The following is a 14,010-nucleotide window of genomic DNA, read 5'->3' on the forward strand; positions in this document are numbered from 1 at the left end:
GTCCCTTTTTTAGCCCTTGCTGCCGCCGCTGGTTAAACCGCTGACCAGGGATTTTTGCAGCCAGATGGCGATAAACAGCGGCGGTACCGAGGCCAGGATGCCGACGGCGGCGATAAGCCCGTCGTCCGTGGCCCGGCCGGCGGTAAACCCGGCGATAGTGACCGGCAGCGTTTGCGCCTGGATATTGTTGGTAAATAGCAAGGCATAGAAAAATTCATCCCAGGCCAGCAGCCAGCCAAACACCGCCGAGGCGGCCACGGCCGGTTTGGCCAGTGGCAGGGTAATGCGCAACAGCACCTGCCAAAAACGCAGGCCGTCGAGGCGCGCCGCCTGTTCGATATCCAGCGGCAGCGCGTCGAACTGGTTTTTCAGCATCCAGGTCAGAAAAGGCAGGATCAGCGAACAGTACACCAACACCAGTCCCAGATGCGTATTCAGTAACGACAACTGCTGCAAAACAAAATACAGCGGCAGGACAAACGCCACCGGCGGCACCATATAAATAGCCAGGCTGCCCATCAACCAGCCCTCACGGCCGGGATAGCGGGAAAAACTGAACGCCGCCGGCACGGCCAGCAGCAGCGAAATCAGCGTCGCGCCGGTGGCAATCACCATACTGTTGGCCAGCGCGTGCAGGAAAAGCGCGCCCGGCTGGCCCGGCGCCAGCGATAGCAGGCGGGCGTAGCGGCTGAAGTCCCATTGTCGCGGCAGCCATTCCAGCGGGATGCGGGCTAAATCCGCCGCCGAGCTGACGCTCATTAAAAACAGCCACAGCATGGGCGCCAGTATGGTTATCGCCAGCAGCGCCGCCGCCGCGTAGCGTAAAACGATGCGGATCCTGCGTTTCATGATTCTATTCCCCGGCGGCGCTGACGGGACAGCATCAGCATGTAAACGGCAATCAGAATCCCGCACAGAATGGTCATCAGGATGGCATAGGCGGCGCCGCTGCCGGCGCGCAGGTAGCTGAACGATTCCTGATAGACGAAAAAGCTCAGGGTCTTGGTGCTGTCCACCGGGCCGCCCCGCGTCATGACATAAATAATGTCGAAGATCTTAAAGGCGTCGATGGTGCGTAAGATCAGCGCCACGCCAAGTGGAGCCAGGATGGCCGGCAGGGTGATGGCGCGAAATCGCCGCCAGGCGGAGGCGCCGTCGATACGCGCGGCCTCGAACAGATCGTCCGGGATCGATTGCAGCGCCGCCAGGGTCAGCAGCGTCACCAGCGGGTAATTTTTCCAGATATCGGCAATCATCACCGCGTTCATCGCCGAGTCGGGGGAGCCGAGCCAACTGCGGTAACGATCGATGACACCGGTTTGTGTCAGCAACGCGTTGACGCTGCCGTAATCGGGATTGAAATTAAGCCGCCACATCATGGCGTTAACAATGGTCGGCAGCGCCCAGGGCAGGATTACCAGCACCCGCAGCAGGCCGCGGCCGTAAAATTTCTGGTTCAGCAGCAGGGCCACCAGTACGCCGATAACGCCTTCAAAGGCCACCGACACCAGGGTAAAATAAAGCGTGCGCGCCAGCGCCGCCAGAAAGTCCGGGTCGGTCAGCGCATACAGATAGTTGGCGAAACCCACGTAAGCGGGCACGGCGCCGCCGCCAATCAGCGCGGCGTCGGTAAAGCTGAGCCACAGGGTCCGGCCCAGCGGCCAGGCGGTCAGCAAAAACATCATCACCAGCATGGGCGCCAGCAGCACCCATGCCTGACGACGCTCACGTTGCGGCAAACTGAGCATGGCTAAATCCTTAACGCAAACGTTCCGCGCCTTTCGCCGCCGCCTGCATGGCCGCTTCCGGCGTAGCCTGGTTCTGCAACACCTGCTGCAGGTTTTGCTGCAGCACGTTGGACAACTGTGAATAGGCGGGAATGGCCGGGCGGGACAACATGACATTCAGGGATTGTTTCGCAGCGGCGATTAACGGCTCCTGACCTTGCTGCACCTTGGGGTCATCATAGGAGGATTTCCAGATGGGCAGGCTCAGGCGCGAATATTTATCCTGTACCGGCTGCGAGGTGATATAGCTGATATATTGCCATGCCTGCTCGGGATGCTGGCTGGCCTTGGCAATACCCAGGCCCATCGAGCCGTTGACCGCCGAAACGCCGCCGGCCTGCGCGCCCGGTGCCGGCACTATGCCGACGTCGCCGGCCACTTTACTCTGTTTCGGGTCGTTGGCCATGTTGTACATATAGGTCCAGTTGAGCGCGAAGGCCGCGTCGCCGTTGGAGAATGCCTTGCGCACATCTTCTTCCAGGTATTCGCGCGAGTTGGGATTGGTCAGGCCCTTATCCAGCGTTTCCTTCATATAATTTACCGCTTGCAGCGAGCCCGGGTTGCTGAAATTCAGCTTGCCCGCGGTAAAGAAGTCGCCCTTAAAGGCTGATACCAGCGTGGTGTAATCACAAATCAGTGCTTCCGCCTGCGACCAGCTCCAGACCAGCGGATACTTCACGATGCCCTTTTGCTTTAAAATCTCGGACTGCTGCTCCACCTGCTGCCAGGTCTGCGGCGGCGTGGTGATGCCGGCTTTGCTCAACATCGCCTTGTTGTAATACAGGTATTTGGTGTCGAGGATCCAGGGCAGGCCCCAAACCTTATCCTGATAGGTAACGGTGCTCATGGCGCCGGGGAAAATCTTTTTGCTGTCGTCGGCGTTAATCCGTGCCGTGACATCCTGTAATAGGCCGAATTTGGTAAATTCCGCCGGCCAGATGGCGTCGAACAGCACCACATCGTACCCATTGCCGCCCGCGCCGCGCGCCGCGACGATTTTGTCGTGCAGGGCTTCGTAGGGTACAAATTCCAGGTTGACGTCGATATCCGGATGCTGCTGGGTGAAATCGGTGGTCATGGCGCGGATATCGTTTTCGCTGTAGGCGGCCTGGGTCATGAACAGCGCGTTGATTTGGGTTTTCGCCTGGGCCTGTGCCGGGAGTCCCAGCGAGAGGACCGACAATGCGCAGAGCGTCAGGGCGGGGTAGAAGGTCTTTATGTTCATGCTCTCTCCGGGATCAGATGGTTTGCGTGTGGGTAATTAAATCAATTTGATTGCTTTAATAGACGAAAGCAATGCTTAACTTCTCAGCTTGTGATCGCTATCGCGCCACATTCTCTTAACATACCTGGCAACAATTGCCGCTATCCTGCAGAGAAACTTGCAATAGCCATGCCGAAAACACTGCCCGGGAATTAATAAATCAATTTGATTGCTCTATAACAAGCACACATACTGGCGCCACAGGCAGTGAGGGGTATGGACTCATGAGAACATCAGGTACCAATTTGGAACATGCCAGGGCGCACAACCGGCGCGTGGTTATCGAGGCCATTCGGTTAAACGGCGAGTTGACGCGGGCGGAATTGGCGCGCCTGACGGCGCTGACGCCGCAGACCGTATCCAATATCGCAGCCGAGCTCGGCCAGGCCGGCATTCTCTCCTCCCATGCGCCACGCCATGTCGGCGGCCGCGGCCAGCCGGCGGTACCCATGACCCTGAATCCGGACAGCGCTTATTCGATAGGCATTCATCTCGATCACCAGACCCTGCTGATGGTCTTGGTCGATCTTACCGGCAATGTCCGCTTCCGGCGCCTTTGCCTGGTGCAAAAGCCCCAGCCCGGTGCAACGCTTGCGCTGATCAAAGAGCTGCTGGCGGAGATGAAGCAGCAGGCGCCGGTCGACTGGGGCAAAATGCTGGGGATCGGGGTGGTGATGCCGGGGCCGTTTGGCGTCGAGGGCCTATCGTCCGAAGGACCCACCACCCTGCACGGCTGGGAACATGTCGATGTGGTGGCGGAATTGACGACGGCAACCGGCCTGCCGGTGACCCTGGAGAACGACGCTACGGTGGCCGCCATCGGCGAGCGGTTCCACGGCATTGCCAAGCAGCTGGATTCGTTTATCTATCTTTATATCGGCACTGGCCTGGGCGCGGGCATTTTCACCGACGGCCATATTTACACCGGCCATGCGCATAATGCCGGCGAGGTCGGCCACATGGTGGTGCAGCCCGGCGGGCGCCTGTGCTCCTGCGGCAATCATGGCTGCCTGGAACGCTATTTATCCCTGCAATCGGCTTATGAGGCCTGCGGGCTGGATCCCATGATCGCCATGCCCGGGGACCTGCTGCACGTGGAACACGCCCGCTTTGACCGCTGGATCGACGCGGTCCTGCCGGCAACCCGGCAGGCAATCAATATCCTCGAATGCATTTTCGACGCCGAAGCGGTGATTATCGGCGGCCAAATGCCGCAGCCGCTGGTGGAAAAAATTGTCGGGCGCCTGCATCCGCTGCTGCGCTCGGTGCGCAGCAAATACAGCGACGGCCACCGCGTCAGGATTGGGCTGAACGGTACCGACACCGCCGCGCTGGGCGCCGCGGCGCTGCCGATATTCGATGAGTTTAATCCGCAATACGAGGTGCTGCTGAAATAACCGGGGCGGCGCCCCGGTGGCGATCAATGCAGGATCTGGGACAGGAAGGCGCGGGTGCGCTCTGATTTCGGCTGGGTGAAAAACTCGTCCGGCGCGGATTGCTCGACGATCTCCCCGCGATCCATAAAGATCACCCGATCGGCGACGGTACGGGCAAAGCCCATTTCATGCGTTACGCACAGCATGGTCATGCCGTCATTGGCCAGGCCGATCATGGTATCGAGCACTTCCTTGACCATTTCCGGATCCAGCGCCGAGGTGGGTTCGTCAAACAACATGATTTTCGGCTTCATGCATAACGAACGGGCGATAGCCACCCGCTGCTGCTGGCCGCCGGACAGCTGGCCGGGGAATTTATGCGCGTGCTCGGCAATCCGCACCCGCTGCAGATAATGCATGGCCAGCTCCTCGGCCTCTTTTTTCGGCATCTTACGCACCCAAATGGGCGCCAGGGTGCAGTTCTGCAGCACCGTCAGGTGCGGGAACAGGTTGAAATGCTGGAACACCATGCCCACTTCAGTACGCACGCGTTCGATATTGCGCAGATCGTCATTCAAAAGGGTACCGTCCACCACGATGGTGCCCCGCTGATGCTCTTCCAGATGGTTAATACAACGGATGGTGGTGGACTTGCCCGAACCTGAAGGGCCGCACAGCACGATGCGTTCGCCGGCTTTTACCTGCAAATTGATATCTTTCAATACATGGAACTGACCGAACCACTTATTGACGTTTTCCAGTGTAATCATCAAACGGTCAGACTGGATGGCGTTATTGTCGCTCATTATGTACCTCAATGGGTGGAGGAATGCCCGGTTTGAAAGCGCCTTTCCAAATGTTGGCTATAGCGGGACATGCTAAAACAAAAAATCCAGTAGACTGCCGCGGCGAAGACATACCCTTCCGTCGACATCCCGAGCCAGGCCGGGTCGACCGTGGCCTGCTGCACGCTGCTGAACAAATCGAATAAACCGATAATCACCACCAGGCTGGTATCCTTAAACAGCGCAATGATGGTGTTGACCAGGCCGGGAATCACCATTTTCAGGGCCTGCGGCAGGATCACCAGCCCCTGGGTTTTCCAATAACCCAGCGCCAGCGATTCGGCCGCCTCGTACTGGCCCTTGGGCAAGGCCTGCAGGCCGCCGCGCACCACTTCCGCCACGTAGGCCGACTGGAACATGATCACCCCTACCAGCGCCCGGATAAGCTTATCGATATTGGTCCCTTCCGACAGGAACAGCGGCAGCATGACCGACGACATGAACAACACGGTGATCAGCGGCACGCCGCGCCAGAACTCGATAAATATGATGCAAAACCATTGCACCACCGGCATTTTCGACCGCCGGCCCAGCGCCAGCAGCACGCCCAGGGGCAGCGCGCCCGCAATGCCCACCGCCGCGATGATGAGCGTCAGGGTCAACCCGCCCCATTGACGGGTTTCCACCCGGGATAAACCGAAAAAGCCGCCATACAGCATCACCCAGGTAAAAATGGGGAACAACACCGCCCAGCAGGCAATATAACGTCCGCGACGCGGCATGCCTTTCCAGAATATCGGCAGCAGGCTCAGCAATCCGACCACCAGGGTCAGGTTAATGCGCCAGCGCTGGTCGAAGGGGTACAGGCCATACATGAACTGGCCGAAGCGGGCGTGGATAAAGACCCAGCAGGCGCCGTCGCGGGTGCAGTCGGCGCGGGTGGTGCCCACCCAATTGGCTTGCAATATCAGCCAGTTGAACATGGGCGGGATAATAATCCACAGCAGCCACAGGCAAAACAGGGTCAGCAGGCTATTGGACAGGCTGGAAAACAGGTTCTGGCGTATCCAAAGCATAGCCAGGGCCAGCCGGCTGCGCGACGCTATCGCTACGGGTTCATGGGGATTGATTGTCATGGTCATGAAGGTCTCTTAGCGCTCAACCAATGCTTTACGCCGGTTGTAAATGTTCATTAAGAACGAAATCCCCAAACTGATAACCAGATAGACCGACATGGTGATGGCGATGGTTTCAATCGCCTGGCCGGTCTGGTTGAGCACCGACCCGGCAAATAGCGAGACCATATCCGGGTAACCTATGGCGGCCGCCAGCGAGGAGTTCTTGACGATATTCAGGTACTGGCTGGTCAGGGGTGGGATAATCACGCGCATCGCCTGCGGCAGGATAACCTGGTTTAACGTGACCGGATTAGGCAGCCCCAGCGAACGGGCCGCTTCATGCTGGCCGAAGGGTACCGACTGGATGCCGGAGCGAATGACTTCGGCGATAAAGGTGGAGGTATAAACCGAAAGGGCCAGCGTCAGGGCGGCCAGTTCGGGGATAAGCACCATGCCGCCGCGAAAGTTAAACCCGCGCAATTGCGGCAAATCCCAATGGAGGGCCGCGCCGAATAGCCACTGCGCGCCGGCGGGCAGCGCAATCAACAGCAGGACAATCCAGGGCCAGCTGCGGCGCAGTTCGCCGGTGGCCATCTGGTGGCGGCGGTTAATGCGAAACAGGATAACCGACGCCAGGATGGCGGCAACCAGCGCAACCAGGGTGGCGGCCGCGCCTTCGCCCATCATCGGGGTGGGCATATAAAGGCCGCGGTTGCTGAGAAAGGCCACGTCAAAGGCATTAACCGCCTGGCGCGGACCGGGCAGGTTGCGCAGCACGGCGAAATACCAGAAAAAGATTTGCAGCAGCGGCGGAATATTACGAAAAGTCTCGATATAGATGGTCGACAGTTTACGTAACAGCCAGTTTTCCGACAGTCGCGACAGGCCGATAAAAAAGCCGAGCAGGGAAGCGAACACGATACACAGCGCGGAGACGAGCAATGTATTGAGGAGCCCGACGATAAACACCCGTCCGTAGGTATCGCCCTGTTCGAAAGGAATAAGATGCTGCACGATGCCGAAACCGGCGGCGTCATGCAGGAAACCAAAGCCGGACGTGATGCCGCGGTTGCTGAGATTAGTCAGCGTGTTGTGCAGGATATAGCCGCCAAAGGCTACCACCACCACCACGGCCAGTATCTGGTAGACCCAGGCGCGAACCGCAGGGTTGGTCAACGAAAAGGCACCTTTTACGGTTTGGCGTTGTTGCATGCGCAAAGCCTCAGTATAAATTTATCTGCTGGAAAAGCGCCGGCGGACTACGCCGGCGCTCTCGCACTGTGGCTGGTATTAACGTACCGGCGGCGCGTACTGGATGCCGCCCTGATTCCATAATGCATTCAGGCCGCGCTTGATTTTAAGCTCGCTGCCGGCGCCGACGTTACGATCGAAAATTTCGCCGTAATTCCCTACTTGTTTAACGATTTTGTATGCCCAATCGTTAGGCAGCTTCAGCTGTTCGCCGAAGTTACCTTCTTTACCCAGCAGATGGGCCATATCGGGTGTTGCCGGCGAGGCCGCCAGCTGATCGACGTTTTTCGAGGTCACGCCCATTTCTTCGGCATCGAGCATGGCGAACAGCGACCATTTGACAATGGTGAACCAATCTTCATCACCGCGACGCACCACCGGTCCCAACGGCTCTTTGGAAATCACTTCAGGCAGTACGACATAATCGTCGGGCTTGCCCAGCTTGATACGCAGCGCGTAGAGCTGTGACTGGTCGGAAGAGAGGGTGTCGCAGCGGCCGGACTCGAGCGCCTTGGCGCTTTCGTCGGAACGATCGAAGGTCACCGGGGTAAATTGCATTTTATTGGCTTTGAAATAATCCGCTACGTTCAGCTCGGTATCGGTACCGGCCTGGATACAGACGGTAGCGCCGTCGAGATCCTTGGCGCTTTTCAGTCCGGCCTTGGTATGGGTCAGGAAGCCGATACCGTCATAATAGTTCACGCCGGCGAACACCATGCCCATGGACGCATCGCGGGACGAGGTCCAGGTCGTGTTGCGCGACAGGATATCCACTTCCCCGGATTGCAGCGCGGTAAAACGCTCTTTTGCCGTCAAGGGCGTGTATTTGACCTTGGTATCGTCGCCGAAGACGGCGGCGGCGACGGCGCGGCAGACGTCCACGTCGATACCGGTAAATTTACCGCTGGCATCGGCATAAGAAAAGCCGGGCAAACCGTCACTGATACCGCATTGCACAAAACCTTTTTTCTTTACCGCGTCCAACGTCGCGCCTGCATGTGCCTGATTGGCTATCGCAAAAAGGGTGGCTGCGGCAACCAAGGTGGAAATCATCATTTTTTTCATAAAGCATCCTGTGAGGCAGAAAATTAAAGCCAGTGGTTTTGATGCACTTTCGCTGCGCATCCATCCTGTCTGTTGGCATAGTGCCAGTTACCTCTATAGCAAAGGGGATGCCAATCTGGCAGTTGCTTGCCTGGCGGGTGAACTCACACTTTATTAACAGCCGCGCCGCGCCAAAACGGGACAGTTATGCACAAATATAGTGCAGTGATTCGGCGGACGCACCACTATGACGCCCCGGGTTCCGTTATCTGGGAGCGGGTTGGCAAAAATTGTTGTCGAACCGCCTTGATTGGGCGCATGGGATGCGGGCGCAACATCGCCTTGGGTGCAGTCATTGCACCTTAAAAATTCATTTGATAATTAAAGCTTGCGCGGCGGGGGGTTTTATGAGTAAATAGCGTCAACGGTTTGTAGTACAGACCTATTTATGTAAGTCATTTTAGTAAAGTTGTTCAAGTAAAAGCGATAGCAGACCATCACTTCTTCGACGAATTTCCTTCTTAAGTGCCCATAAGTAAGTATTCCCTGGCAAACAGACCTATTCACCACGCCACATTGTGGCACAAATAATTATGAAGGAAGTATCTATGTCTGACAAAATGACTGGTATCGTTAAATGGTTTGACGCTGGTAAAGGTTTCGGCTTCATCACTCCTGCTGACGGCAGCAAAGACGTGTTCGTACACTTCTCTGCCATCCAGAGCAATGATTTCAAAACCCTTGACGAAGGTCAGCGCGTTGAATTCACCATTGAAAGCGGCCAGAAAGGCCCGTCTGCTGCCAACGTTGTTGCTCTGTAATTTAATTACTCAGCCATAACCACGCAGAAGCAGGTTACCGGACATTCTTAAACGAATAGCCCTTTGGTCGCGCGGCGCAGTCGCCAGAAAATCCAAAGCATCCGGAACCTGACAATGAATTAAAGAGCCTCGACATCGTCGGGGCTTTTTTTCGTCCCCAGAAACCACCGCCTGATCAAAACCTGTTTTGTCGCTTGACTTAGCGCGCGCTCTAACCCTTAGCATGGGTAAGGTCGGGACGAAATAAGGACAGATATGAAGATCGGTGATATAGCAAAAAAAAACCGGGCTGACAGCCCATACCCTGCGTTATTACGAACGCATTGGATTGCTGCCGTATGCCCGGAGGGATGATGCCGGACAGCGTTATTACGACCGCGCCATCCTGCCCTGGATTGCCTTTTTGCAGCGGTTGAAAACTACCGGCATGCCGATACGCGATATGTTGCGCTATGCCGCCCTGCGCGACGGCGGCACGGCAACCCTACCCGATCGCCGGCGCCTGCTGGAGGCGCATCGCCAAAAGGTACGGGCGCATATCACGGAACTGCAATCCTCACTGCTCGTCCTCGACGCTAAAATCGCCGGTTATACCGATGCCAACGTTACCGAGGAATAATGCATGACGATACAGAATATAACCCTATCCAGACTGGAACAGGGTAAAAAAGCCTTAGCCGCTATCGACGGCAGCGCCGGAGAAAACGTGATTGACGCCTTAGCCGATATCGCGCCCGATTTCGCGCGTTATCTGCTTGAGTTTCCGTTTGGCGATATTTATTCACGTCCCGGGCTTGACCTGCGCGCGCGTGAAATCGCCACCATCGCCGCGCTAACGGCGATGGGCAACTGCGCGCCGCAGTTGAACGTCCATATCCAGGCCGGCCTGAACGTAGGGTTAACGCGTGAGGAAATCACCGAAATCATTATGCAGATGGCGATATACGCGGGCTTCCCGGCGGCGTTGAATGGGCTGTTTGTGGCGAAAGCGGTGTTTAATCCATCCTGATATCCCCGTATCGTTGCCGATCGCTTAGTCCTGCGGGAGGCGGATGAAGTACCACTGCGCAATGGCGGGTACAGTGAGTGATAAGCCTATGCGTAAATTATATCCGGGCAAGATAGAAACGGCCGGCAGCAGGCTGCGGCGCGAGCGGGCGTACCTGGAAACGCTGCGGCAGCAGGGTAGCGCGCCGATAGCCATGTCCCCGGCATCGCCGGATCTGCCGGTGAAGATGGGCTGACCGCCTGGCTGGAGGGCACATGTTGTGATGGAAACGGCAAAACAGATTAATACGGGTAATGAGTGCGCATGGATTGTTAAAAAAAATAGGTTGCTACCGGTAATAATGGTTTCCTTTTTTTTAGAGATGGCGCCATGTCCTTTCTTGATACCCCTCGCTTTTCTGTCTGGCTGGCAGTCGGCGTGTCCCTGTTCACCTTGATCCTATGGTGCCTGATGCCCACCGACATATTGGTGCATCTGGTCGAAGAGGGGCAGCTGGTGGAAAACCTGACTCTGGTGGGATACGGCATCGCCGTCCTGTCGCTGGCGCTGCTGCCCCTGCCGCTATGCCGGCGGCGCACCCGTGTCGCCGTCATCGTGGCCCTGCTGGCGATGATGGCGCGCGAGGCGGACCTGCATAAATATATCGATCATATGAGCATGCTTAAACTGCGCTTCTGGACCGGTTCCCTGCCCACGCTTGATAAGCTGTACGCCGTGCTGTCGCTGGTGCCTATTGTCGTTGCCTGCCTGTATCTGCTGGTCAGGCATGCGTTGCCTGTTTTGCGCGCGGTGCGCATGGGCAAAGCCCATGCGGTGACCATCGCCACTTTTGTGTTCCTGATTGGGCTGACCAACATTATCGACCGTTCCCTGGGCATGATTAAGGGCACTTTCGGCTGGCACGCGCCTGAATGGCTGGTGGCGTTGCAAACCTCGCAGGAAGAATTTCTGGAGCTGTCGCTGCCGTTCCTGGCGTTGGTGGCGGCAATACAGTATCGACGCGCAATGGCAAGAAGCCTGGCGGCGCTGCCGGCCGGACGCGGCCAATGGGTTAAATAGCCGACGGCAGGGCAATAAAAAGGCGTTATTGGTTGCCCAATAACGCCTTTATTTTTATTCAGTTAGCAGTGGTATTAGTTCATACCATACTTTTTCAATTTCTTACGCAGTGTACCGCGGTTAATGCCCATCATCAGGGCCGCGCGGGTTTGGTTGCCACGGGTGTATTGCATGACCATGTCCAACAGTGGCTGTTCTACTTCAGCCAGTACCAGCTCATACACATCATTTACATCCTGACCGTTTAATTGAGCAAAATAGTTCTTCAGTGCTTGTTTCACCGAGTCCCGCAGCGGTTTTTGAGTTACCTGATCCTGAGAGTTAACGGTGGAAACGGTCAGTACGTCAGAATTTACGCGTTGTTCGAACATAGTTCTGTCAGCTCTTTTTTCTATTACGCAAGATTTTCAAAATATGCCTTCAACGCCTCCAGCTGTTCGCCGGCATCCTCAATGGCGTTGAATGTGCGCCTAAACTGGTTGTCGGGGGCATGCTCCTGCAGATACCAGGAGACGTGCTTACGAGCAATGCGGAATCCTTTGCCTGGACCATAAAAGTCGTGCAGTTCCCGTACATGCTCTATCAACAAACGCTTCACCTCGCCTAACGGCGGCGGCGGCAGCAGCTCCCCCGTATCCAGATAATGCTGGATTTCCCGGAAGATCCAGGGTCTTCCCTGAGCGGCGCGTCCTATCATCAGGGCGTCGGCCCCGGTGTAGTCAAGCACCGCTCTGGCTTTATGCGGGTCAGTAATGTCGCCATTCGCGATAACCGGAATGGTAACAGACTGCTTAACTGCCCGAATACTGTCGTACTCCGCGTTGCCGTTGAACAAGCAGGCGCGGGTTCGGCCATGTATTGTGATGGCCTGTATACCACAATCTTCGGCCAATTGGGCAATTTCTACACAATTTCGGTGTTCCGGCGACCAGCCCGTGCGTATTTTCAGCATCACCGGCACGTCCACCGCCTTTACCACGGTCAGCAGGATCTGTTTCACCAGATCCGGAAACTGCAGCAAGGCGGAGCCCGCCATTTTCCGGTTAACCTTCTTGGCGGGGCAACCCATGTTGATATCAATCAGCTGCGCGCCGTTTGCCACGTTAATGACGGCGGCGGCGGCCATATCAGCAGGATCGCATCCGGCAATCTGCACGGCCCGGATACCGGGTTCATCACTATGTACCATACGTAGACGGGACTTATCCGTGCGCCATACCTCAGGATTCGAGGAAAGCATCTCGGAAAAGGTCAACCCCGCTCCCATCGCATGACAGAGTGCTCTGAATGGGCGGTCTGTCACTCCGGCCATCGGGGCGGCTATCAGGCGATTATCGAGCTGCAGGTGTCCAATACGCATAGACAAAGAGAGACCATACTGTGTCCGCAAGGGCGCGTATATTACGCATTTTTTTCGTCAGATGAAAGGCCAAACTTTGAACAATCCGCTGCTATAGATCAATGAAATTGTTCTTTGCATGTCATCTTTCGAATTTTTCACAATAAAAACAAAAAGTTGTAGCTGAAAAATATTTGGTGCGGTCGCGATTTTTTCCTGAATCGCTCCCGCCCCGTCCCCGGCGACGCGGCGGGACGCGCTTGCCGCCGGATTAGCGGCGGCGGCCGGTTATCCGGCACCACTCGTCCTTTTCCGCCACCGGGTCGAGCGAAAACGCGTCGGCGTAAGCCGCCTTGACGTTTTCCGCCTGGCTTGCCAGGATGCCCGACAGGCCGAGATAGCCGCCCGGTTTCGGCAGGAGGGAGATAAGCGGCGCCAGTTCGCGCAGGGGGCCGGCCAGGATATTCGCCACCACCACGTCGGCGCTCAGGTCGTCGGGTTTGTCATGCGACAAATACAGGTCGAGCCGATCGCCCACCGCATTGCGTTGGGCGTTGTCACGGCTGGCCTGGATGGCCTGCGGATCGATATCGATGCCGATGGCGTGCGCCGCGCCCAGTTTCAACGCCGCGATGGCCAGGATGCCGGAACCGCAGCCAAAATCGATTACCGTTTTACCCGCCAGGTCCAAACCGTCCAGCCATTGCAGGCAAAGGGCGGTGGTGGGATGGGTGCCGGTGCCGAAGGCCAGGCCGGGGTCGAGCATGACGTTTACCGCCGTGGCGTCCGGCACCGGGCGCCAGCTGGGGCAGATCCACAGCCGTTCGCCAAAGCGCATGGGGTGGAAATTATCCATCCATTCGCGTTCCCAGTCCTTATCTTCCAACTGCTCGATTTTAGGATGGAAATCCTGTCCCAGCAGGGCATGGCCCGATAAGGCGTCTATAAGCGCCGCTATGTCGATATCGGCCGCAAAAAGGCCTATGACATCGGTATCGCCCCATAACCGCGTCTCGCCCGGCAGCGGCTCGAATACCGGGTTGTCGTGGGTATCCTGAAAGGTGACCGATACCGCGCCGCATTCCATCAGCGCGTCGCTGAGTTCCTCGGCGTTAGCGCCGGTGGTGTTGATCTTCATTTGAATCCAGGGCATCTGT

The 14,010-nt window shown here is 57.0% G+C and carries 16 protein-coding genes; 6 read left to right on the forward strand and 10 right to left on the reverse strand.

Going from position 1 to position 14,010, the window contains the following annotated elements; translation table 11 throughout:
- Positions 1-9: 9 nt before the first annotated feature.
- Genes ACL2XM_RS24820 through ACL2XM_RS24830 form a run of 3 tightly spaced genes read right to left on the reverse strand, consistent with a single transcriptional unit; the run spans position 10 to position 3,012 of the window.
- Positions 10-849 carry a carbohydrate ABC transporter permease gene (locus ACL2XM_RS24820; RefSeq protein ID WP_410013298.1) on the reverse strand — a complete coding sequence of 280 codons (840 nt, stop codon included), beginning with the start codon at positions 847-849 and terminating at the stop codon, positions 10-12.
- On the reverse strand, positions 846-1,748 hold the full coding sequence (locus ACL2XM_RS24825; protein ID WP_410013299.1) for a carbohydrate ABC transporter permease: 903 nt from the start codon (positions 1,746-1,748) through the stop codon (positions 846-848). The genes ACL2XM_RS24820 and ACL2XM_RS24825 overlap by 4 nt, the downstream gene beginning before the upstream one ends.
- A 10-nt stretch (positions 1,749-1,758) precedes the next feature.
- Positions 1,759-3,012 carry an extracellular solute-binding protein gene (locus ACL2XM_RS24830; protein ID WP_413731861.1) on the reverse strand — a complete coding sequence of 418 codons (1,254 nt, stop codon included), beginning with the start codon at positions 3,010-3,012 and terminating at the stop codon, positions 1,759-1,761.
- Between the two features lie 263 nt (positions 3,013-3,275).
- On the opposite strand from ACL2XM_RS24830, the gene ACL2XM_RS24835 reads away from it, so the two are divergent.
- A complete protein-coding gene (locus ACL2XM_RS24835) occupies positions 3,276-4,448 on the forward strand; it encodes an ROK family protein (RefSeq protein ID WP_410013301.1) in 1,173 nt (390 codons plus the stop codon).
- A gap of 23 nt (positions 4,449-4,471) precedes the next feature.
- Here the strand turns inward: ACL2XM_RS24835 and ACL2XM_RS24840 are convergent, their stop codons facing one another.
- From ACL2XM_RS24840 to ACL2XM_RS24855, 4 genes are all read right to left on the reverse strand, one after another.
- Positions 4,472-5,233: an amino acid ABC transporter ATP-binding protein gene (locus tag ACL2XM_RS24840; RefSeq protein ID WP_410013302.1), complete on the reverse strand. Its 762-nt coding sequence runs from the start codon at positions 5,231-5,233 to the stop codon at positions 4,472-4,474.
- Positions 5,234-5,241: 8 nt separating this feature from the next.
- On the reverse strand, positions 5,242-6,348 hold the full coding sequence (locus ACL2XM_RS24845; protein WP_413733266.1) for an amino acid ABC transporter permease: 1,107 nt from the start codon (positions 6,346-6,348) through the stop codon (positions 5,242-5,244).
- 15 nt (positions 6,349-6,363) lie between these two features.
- Positions 6,364-7,542 (reverse strand): amino acid ABC transporter permease, encoded by a 1,179-nt coding sequence (locus ACL2XM_RS24850; protein ID WP_410013303.1) that lies wholly within the window; start codon positions 7,540-7,542, stop codon positions 6,364-6,366.
- Between the two features lie 78 nt (positions 7,543-7,620).
- A complete protein-coding gene (locus tag ACL2XM_RS24855; RefSeq protein WP_410013304.1) occupies positions 7,621-8,646 on the reverse strand; it encodes an amino acid ABC transporter substrate-binding protein in 1,026 nt (341 codons plus the stop codon).
- Positions 8,647-9,233: 587 nt separating this feature from the next.
- Between ACL2XM_RS24855 and cspA the strand changes: the two genes are divergently transcribed.
- From cspA to ACL2XM_RS24880, 5 genes are all read left to right on the forward strand, one after another.
- Complete coding sequence (cspA, locus tag ACL2XM_RS24860; protein ID WP_410013305.1) at positions 9,234-9,446, forward strand: RNA chaperone/antiterminator CspA; 213 nt, start codon at positions 9,234-9,236, stop codon at positions 9,444-9,446.
- A gap of 289 nt (positions 9,447-9,735) precedes the next feature.
- Entirely contained in the window at positions 9,736-10,065 is a 330-nt protein-coding gene (locus ACL2XM_RS24865) for a MerR family transcriptional regulator (RefSeq protein ID WP_413733267.1), read from the forward strand.
- An 18-nt stretch (positions 10,066-10,083) separates the two neighbouring features.
- Positions 10,084-10,455 (forward strand): carboxymuconolactone decarboxylase family protein, encoded by a 372-nt coding sequence (locus tag ACL2XM_RS24870; protein ID WP_410016719.1) that lies wholly within the window; start codon positions 10,084-10,086, stop codon positions 10,453-10,455.
- Positions 10,456-10,543: 88 nt separating this feature from the next.
- Entirely contained in the window at positions 10,544-10,690 is a 147-nt protein-coding gene (locus tag ACL2XM_RS24875; protein ID WP_410013307.1) for a hypothetical protein, read from the forward strand.
- A 134-nt stretch (positions 10,691-10,824) separates the two neighbouring features.
- Complete coding sequence (locus ACL2XM_RS24880) at positions 10,825-11,514, forward strand: hypothetical protein (RefSeq protein ID WP_410013308.1); 690 nt, start codon at positions 10,825-10,827, stop codon at positions 11,512-11,514.
- A gap of 74 nt (positions 11,515-11,588) precedes the next feature.
- Here ACL2XM_RS24880 and fis read toward each other — a convergent pair whose 3' ends face one another.
- The 3 genes from fis to prmA form a co-directional block, all read right to left on the reverse strand.
- On the reverse strand, positions 11,589-11,885 hold the full coding sequence (fis, locus tag ACL2XM_RS24885; protein WP_410013309.1) for a DNA-binding transcriptional regulator Fis: 297 nt from the start codon (positions 11,883-11,885) through the stop codon (positions 11,589-11,591).
- A 23-nt stretch (positions 11,886-11,908) separates the two neighbouring features.
- Positions 11,909-12,874 carry a tRNA dihydrouridine synthase DusB gene (gene dusB, locus ACL2XM_RS24890; protein ID WP_410013310.1) on the reverse strand — a complete coding sequence of 322 codons (966 nt, stop codon included), beginning with the start codon at positions 12,872-12,874 and terminating at the stop codon, positions 11,909-11,911.
- Between the two features lie 250 nt (positions 12,875-13,124).
- Positions 13,125-14,006: a 50S ribosomal protein L11 methyltransferase gene (gene prmA, locus ACL2XM_RS24895; RefSeq protein ID WP_413727608.1), complete on the reverse strand. Its 882-nt coding sequence runs from the start codon at positions 14,004-14,006 to the stop codon at positions 13,125-13,127.
- Positions 14,007-14,010: the final 4 nt, after the last annotated feature.

Origin of the sequence: Sodalis sp. RH20, assembly GCF_047324205.1 — a bacterium.
Lineage (GTDB): Bacteria > Pseudomonadota > Gammaproteobacteria > Enterobacterales > Enterobacteriaceae > Acerihabitans.

What these genes read in the sequence shown, in the direction of transcription:
- ACL2XM_RS24820 (WP_410013298.1), bottom strand. Translation starts at nt 849, where the DNA reads ATGAAACGCAGGATCCGCATCGTTTTACGCTACGCGGCGGCGGCGCTG.
- ACL2XM_RS24825 (WP_410013299.1), bottom strand. Translation starts at nt 1,748, where the DNA reads ATGCTCAGTTTGCCGCAACGTGAGCGTCGTCAGGCATGGGTGCTGCTG.
- ACL2XM_RS24830 (WP_413731861.1), bottom strand. Translation starts at nt 3,012, where the DNA reads ATGAACATAAAGACCTTCTACCCCGCCCTGACGCTCTGCGCATTGTCG.
- ACL2XM_RS24835 (WP_410013301.1), top strand. Translation starts at nt 3,276, where the DNA reads ATGAGAACATCAGGTACCAATTTGGAACATGCCAGGGCGCACAACCGG.
- ACL2XM_RS24840 (WP_410013302.1), bottom strand. Translation starts at nt 5,233, where the DNA reads ATGAGCGACAATAACGCCATCCAGTCTGACCGTTTGATGATTACACTG.
- ACL2XM_RS24845 (WP_413733266.1), bottom strand. Translation starts at nt 6,348, where the DNA reads ATGACAATCAATCCCCATGAACCCGTAGCGATAGCGTCGCGCAGCCGG.
- ACL2XM_RS24850 (WP_410013303.1), bottom strand. Translation starts at nt 7,542, where the DNA reads ATGCAACAACGCCAAACCGTAAAAGGTGCCTTTTCGTTGACCAACCCT.
- ACL2XM_RS24855 (WP_410013304.1), bottom strand. Translation starts at nt 8,646, where the DNA reads ATGAAAAAAATGATGATTTCCACCTTGGTTGCCGCAGCCACCCTTTTT.
- cspA (WP_410013305.1), top strand. Translation starts at nt 9,234, where the DNA reads ATGTCTGACAAAATGACTGGTATCGTTAAATGGTTTGACGCTGGTAAA.
- ACL2XM_RS24875 (WP_410013307.1), top strand. Translation starts at nt 10,544, where the DNA reads ATGCGTAAATTATATCCGGGCAAGATAGAAACGGCCGGCAGCAGGCTG.
- ACL2XM_RS24880 (WP_410013308.1), top strand. Translation starts at nt 10,825, where the DNA reads ATGTCCTTTCTTGATACCCCTCGCTTTTCTGTCTGGCTGGCAGTCGGC.
- fis (WP_410013309.1), bottom strand. Translation starts at nt 11,885, where the DNA reads ATGTTCGAACAACGCGTAAATTCTGACGTACTGACCGTTTCCACCGTT.
- dusB (WP_410013310.1), bottom strand. Translation starts at nt 12,874, where the DNA reads ATGCGTATTGGACACCTGCAGCTCGATAATCGCCTGATAGCCGCCCCG.
- prmA (WP_413727608.1), bottom strand. Translation starts at nt 14,006, where the DNA reads ATGCCCTGGATTCAAATGAAGATCAACACCACCGGCGCTAACGCCGAG.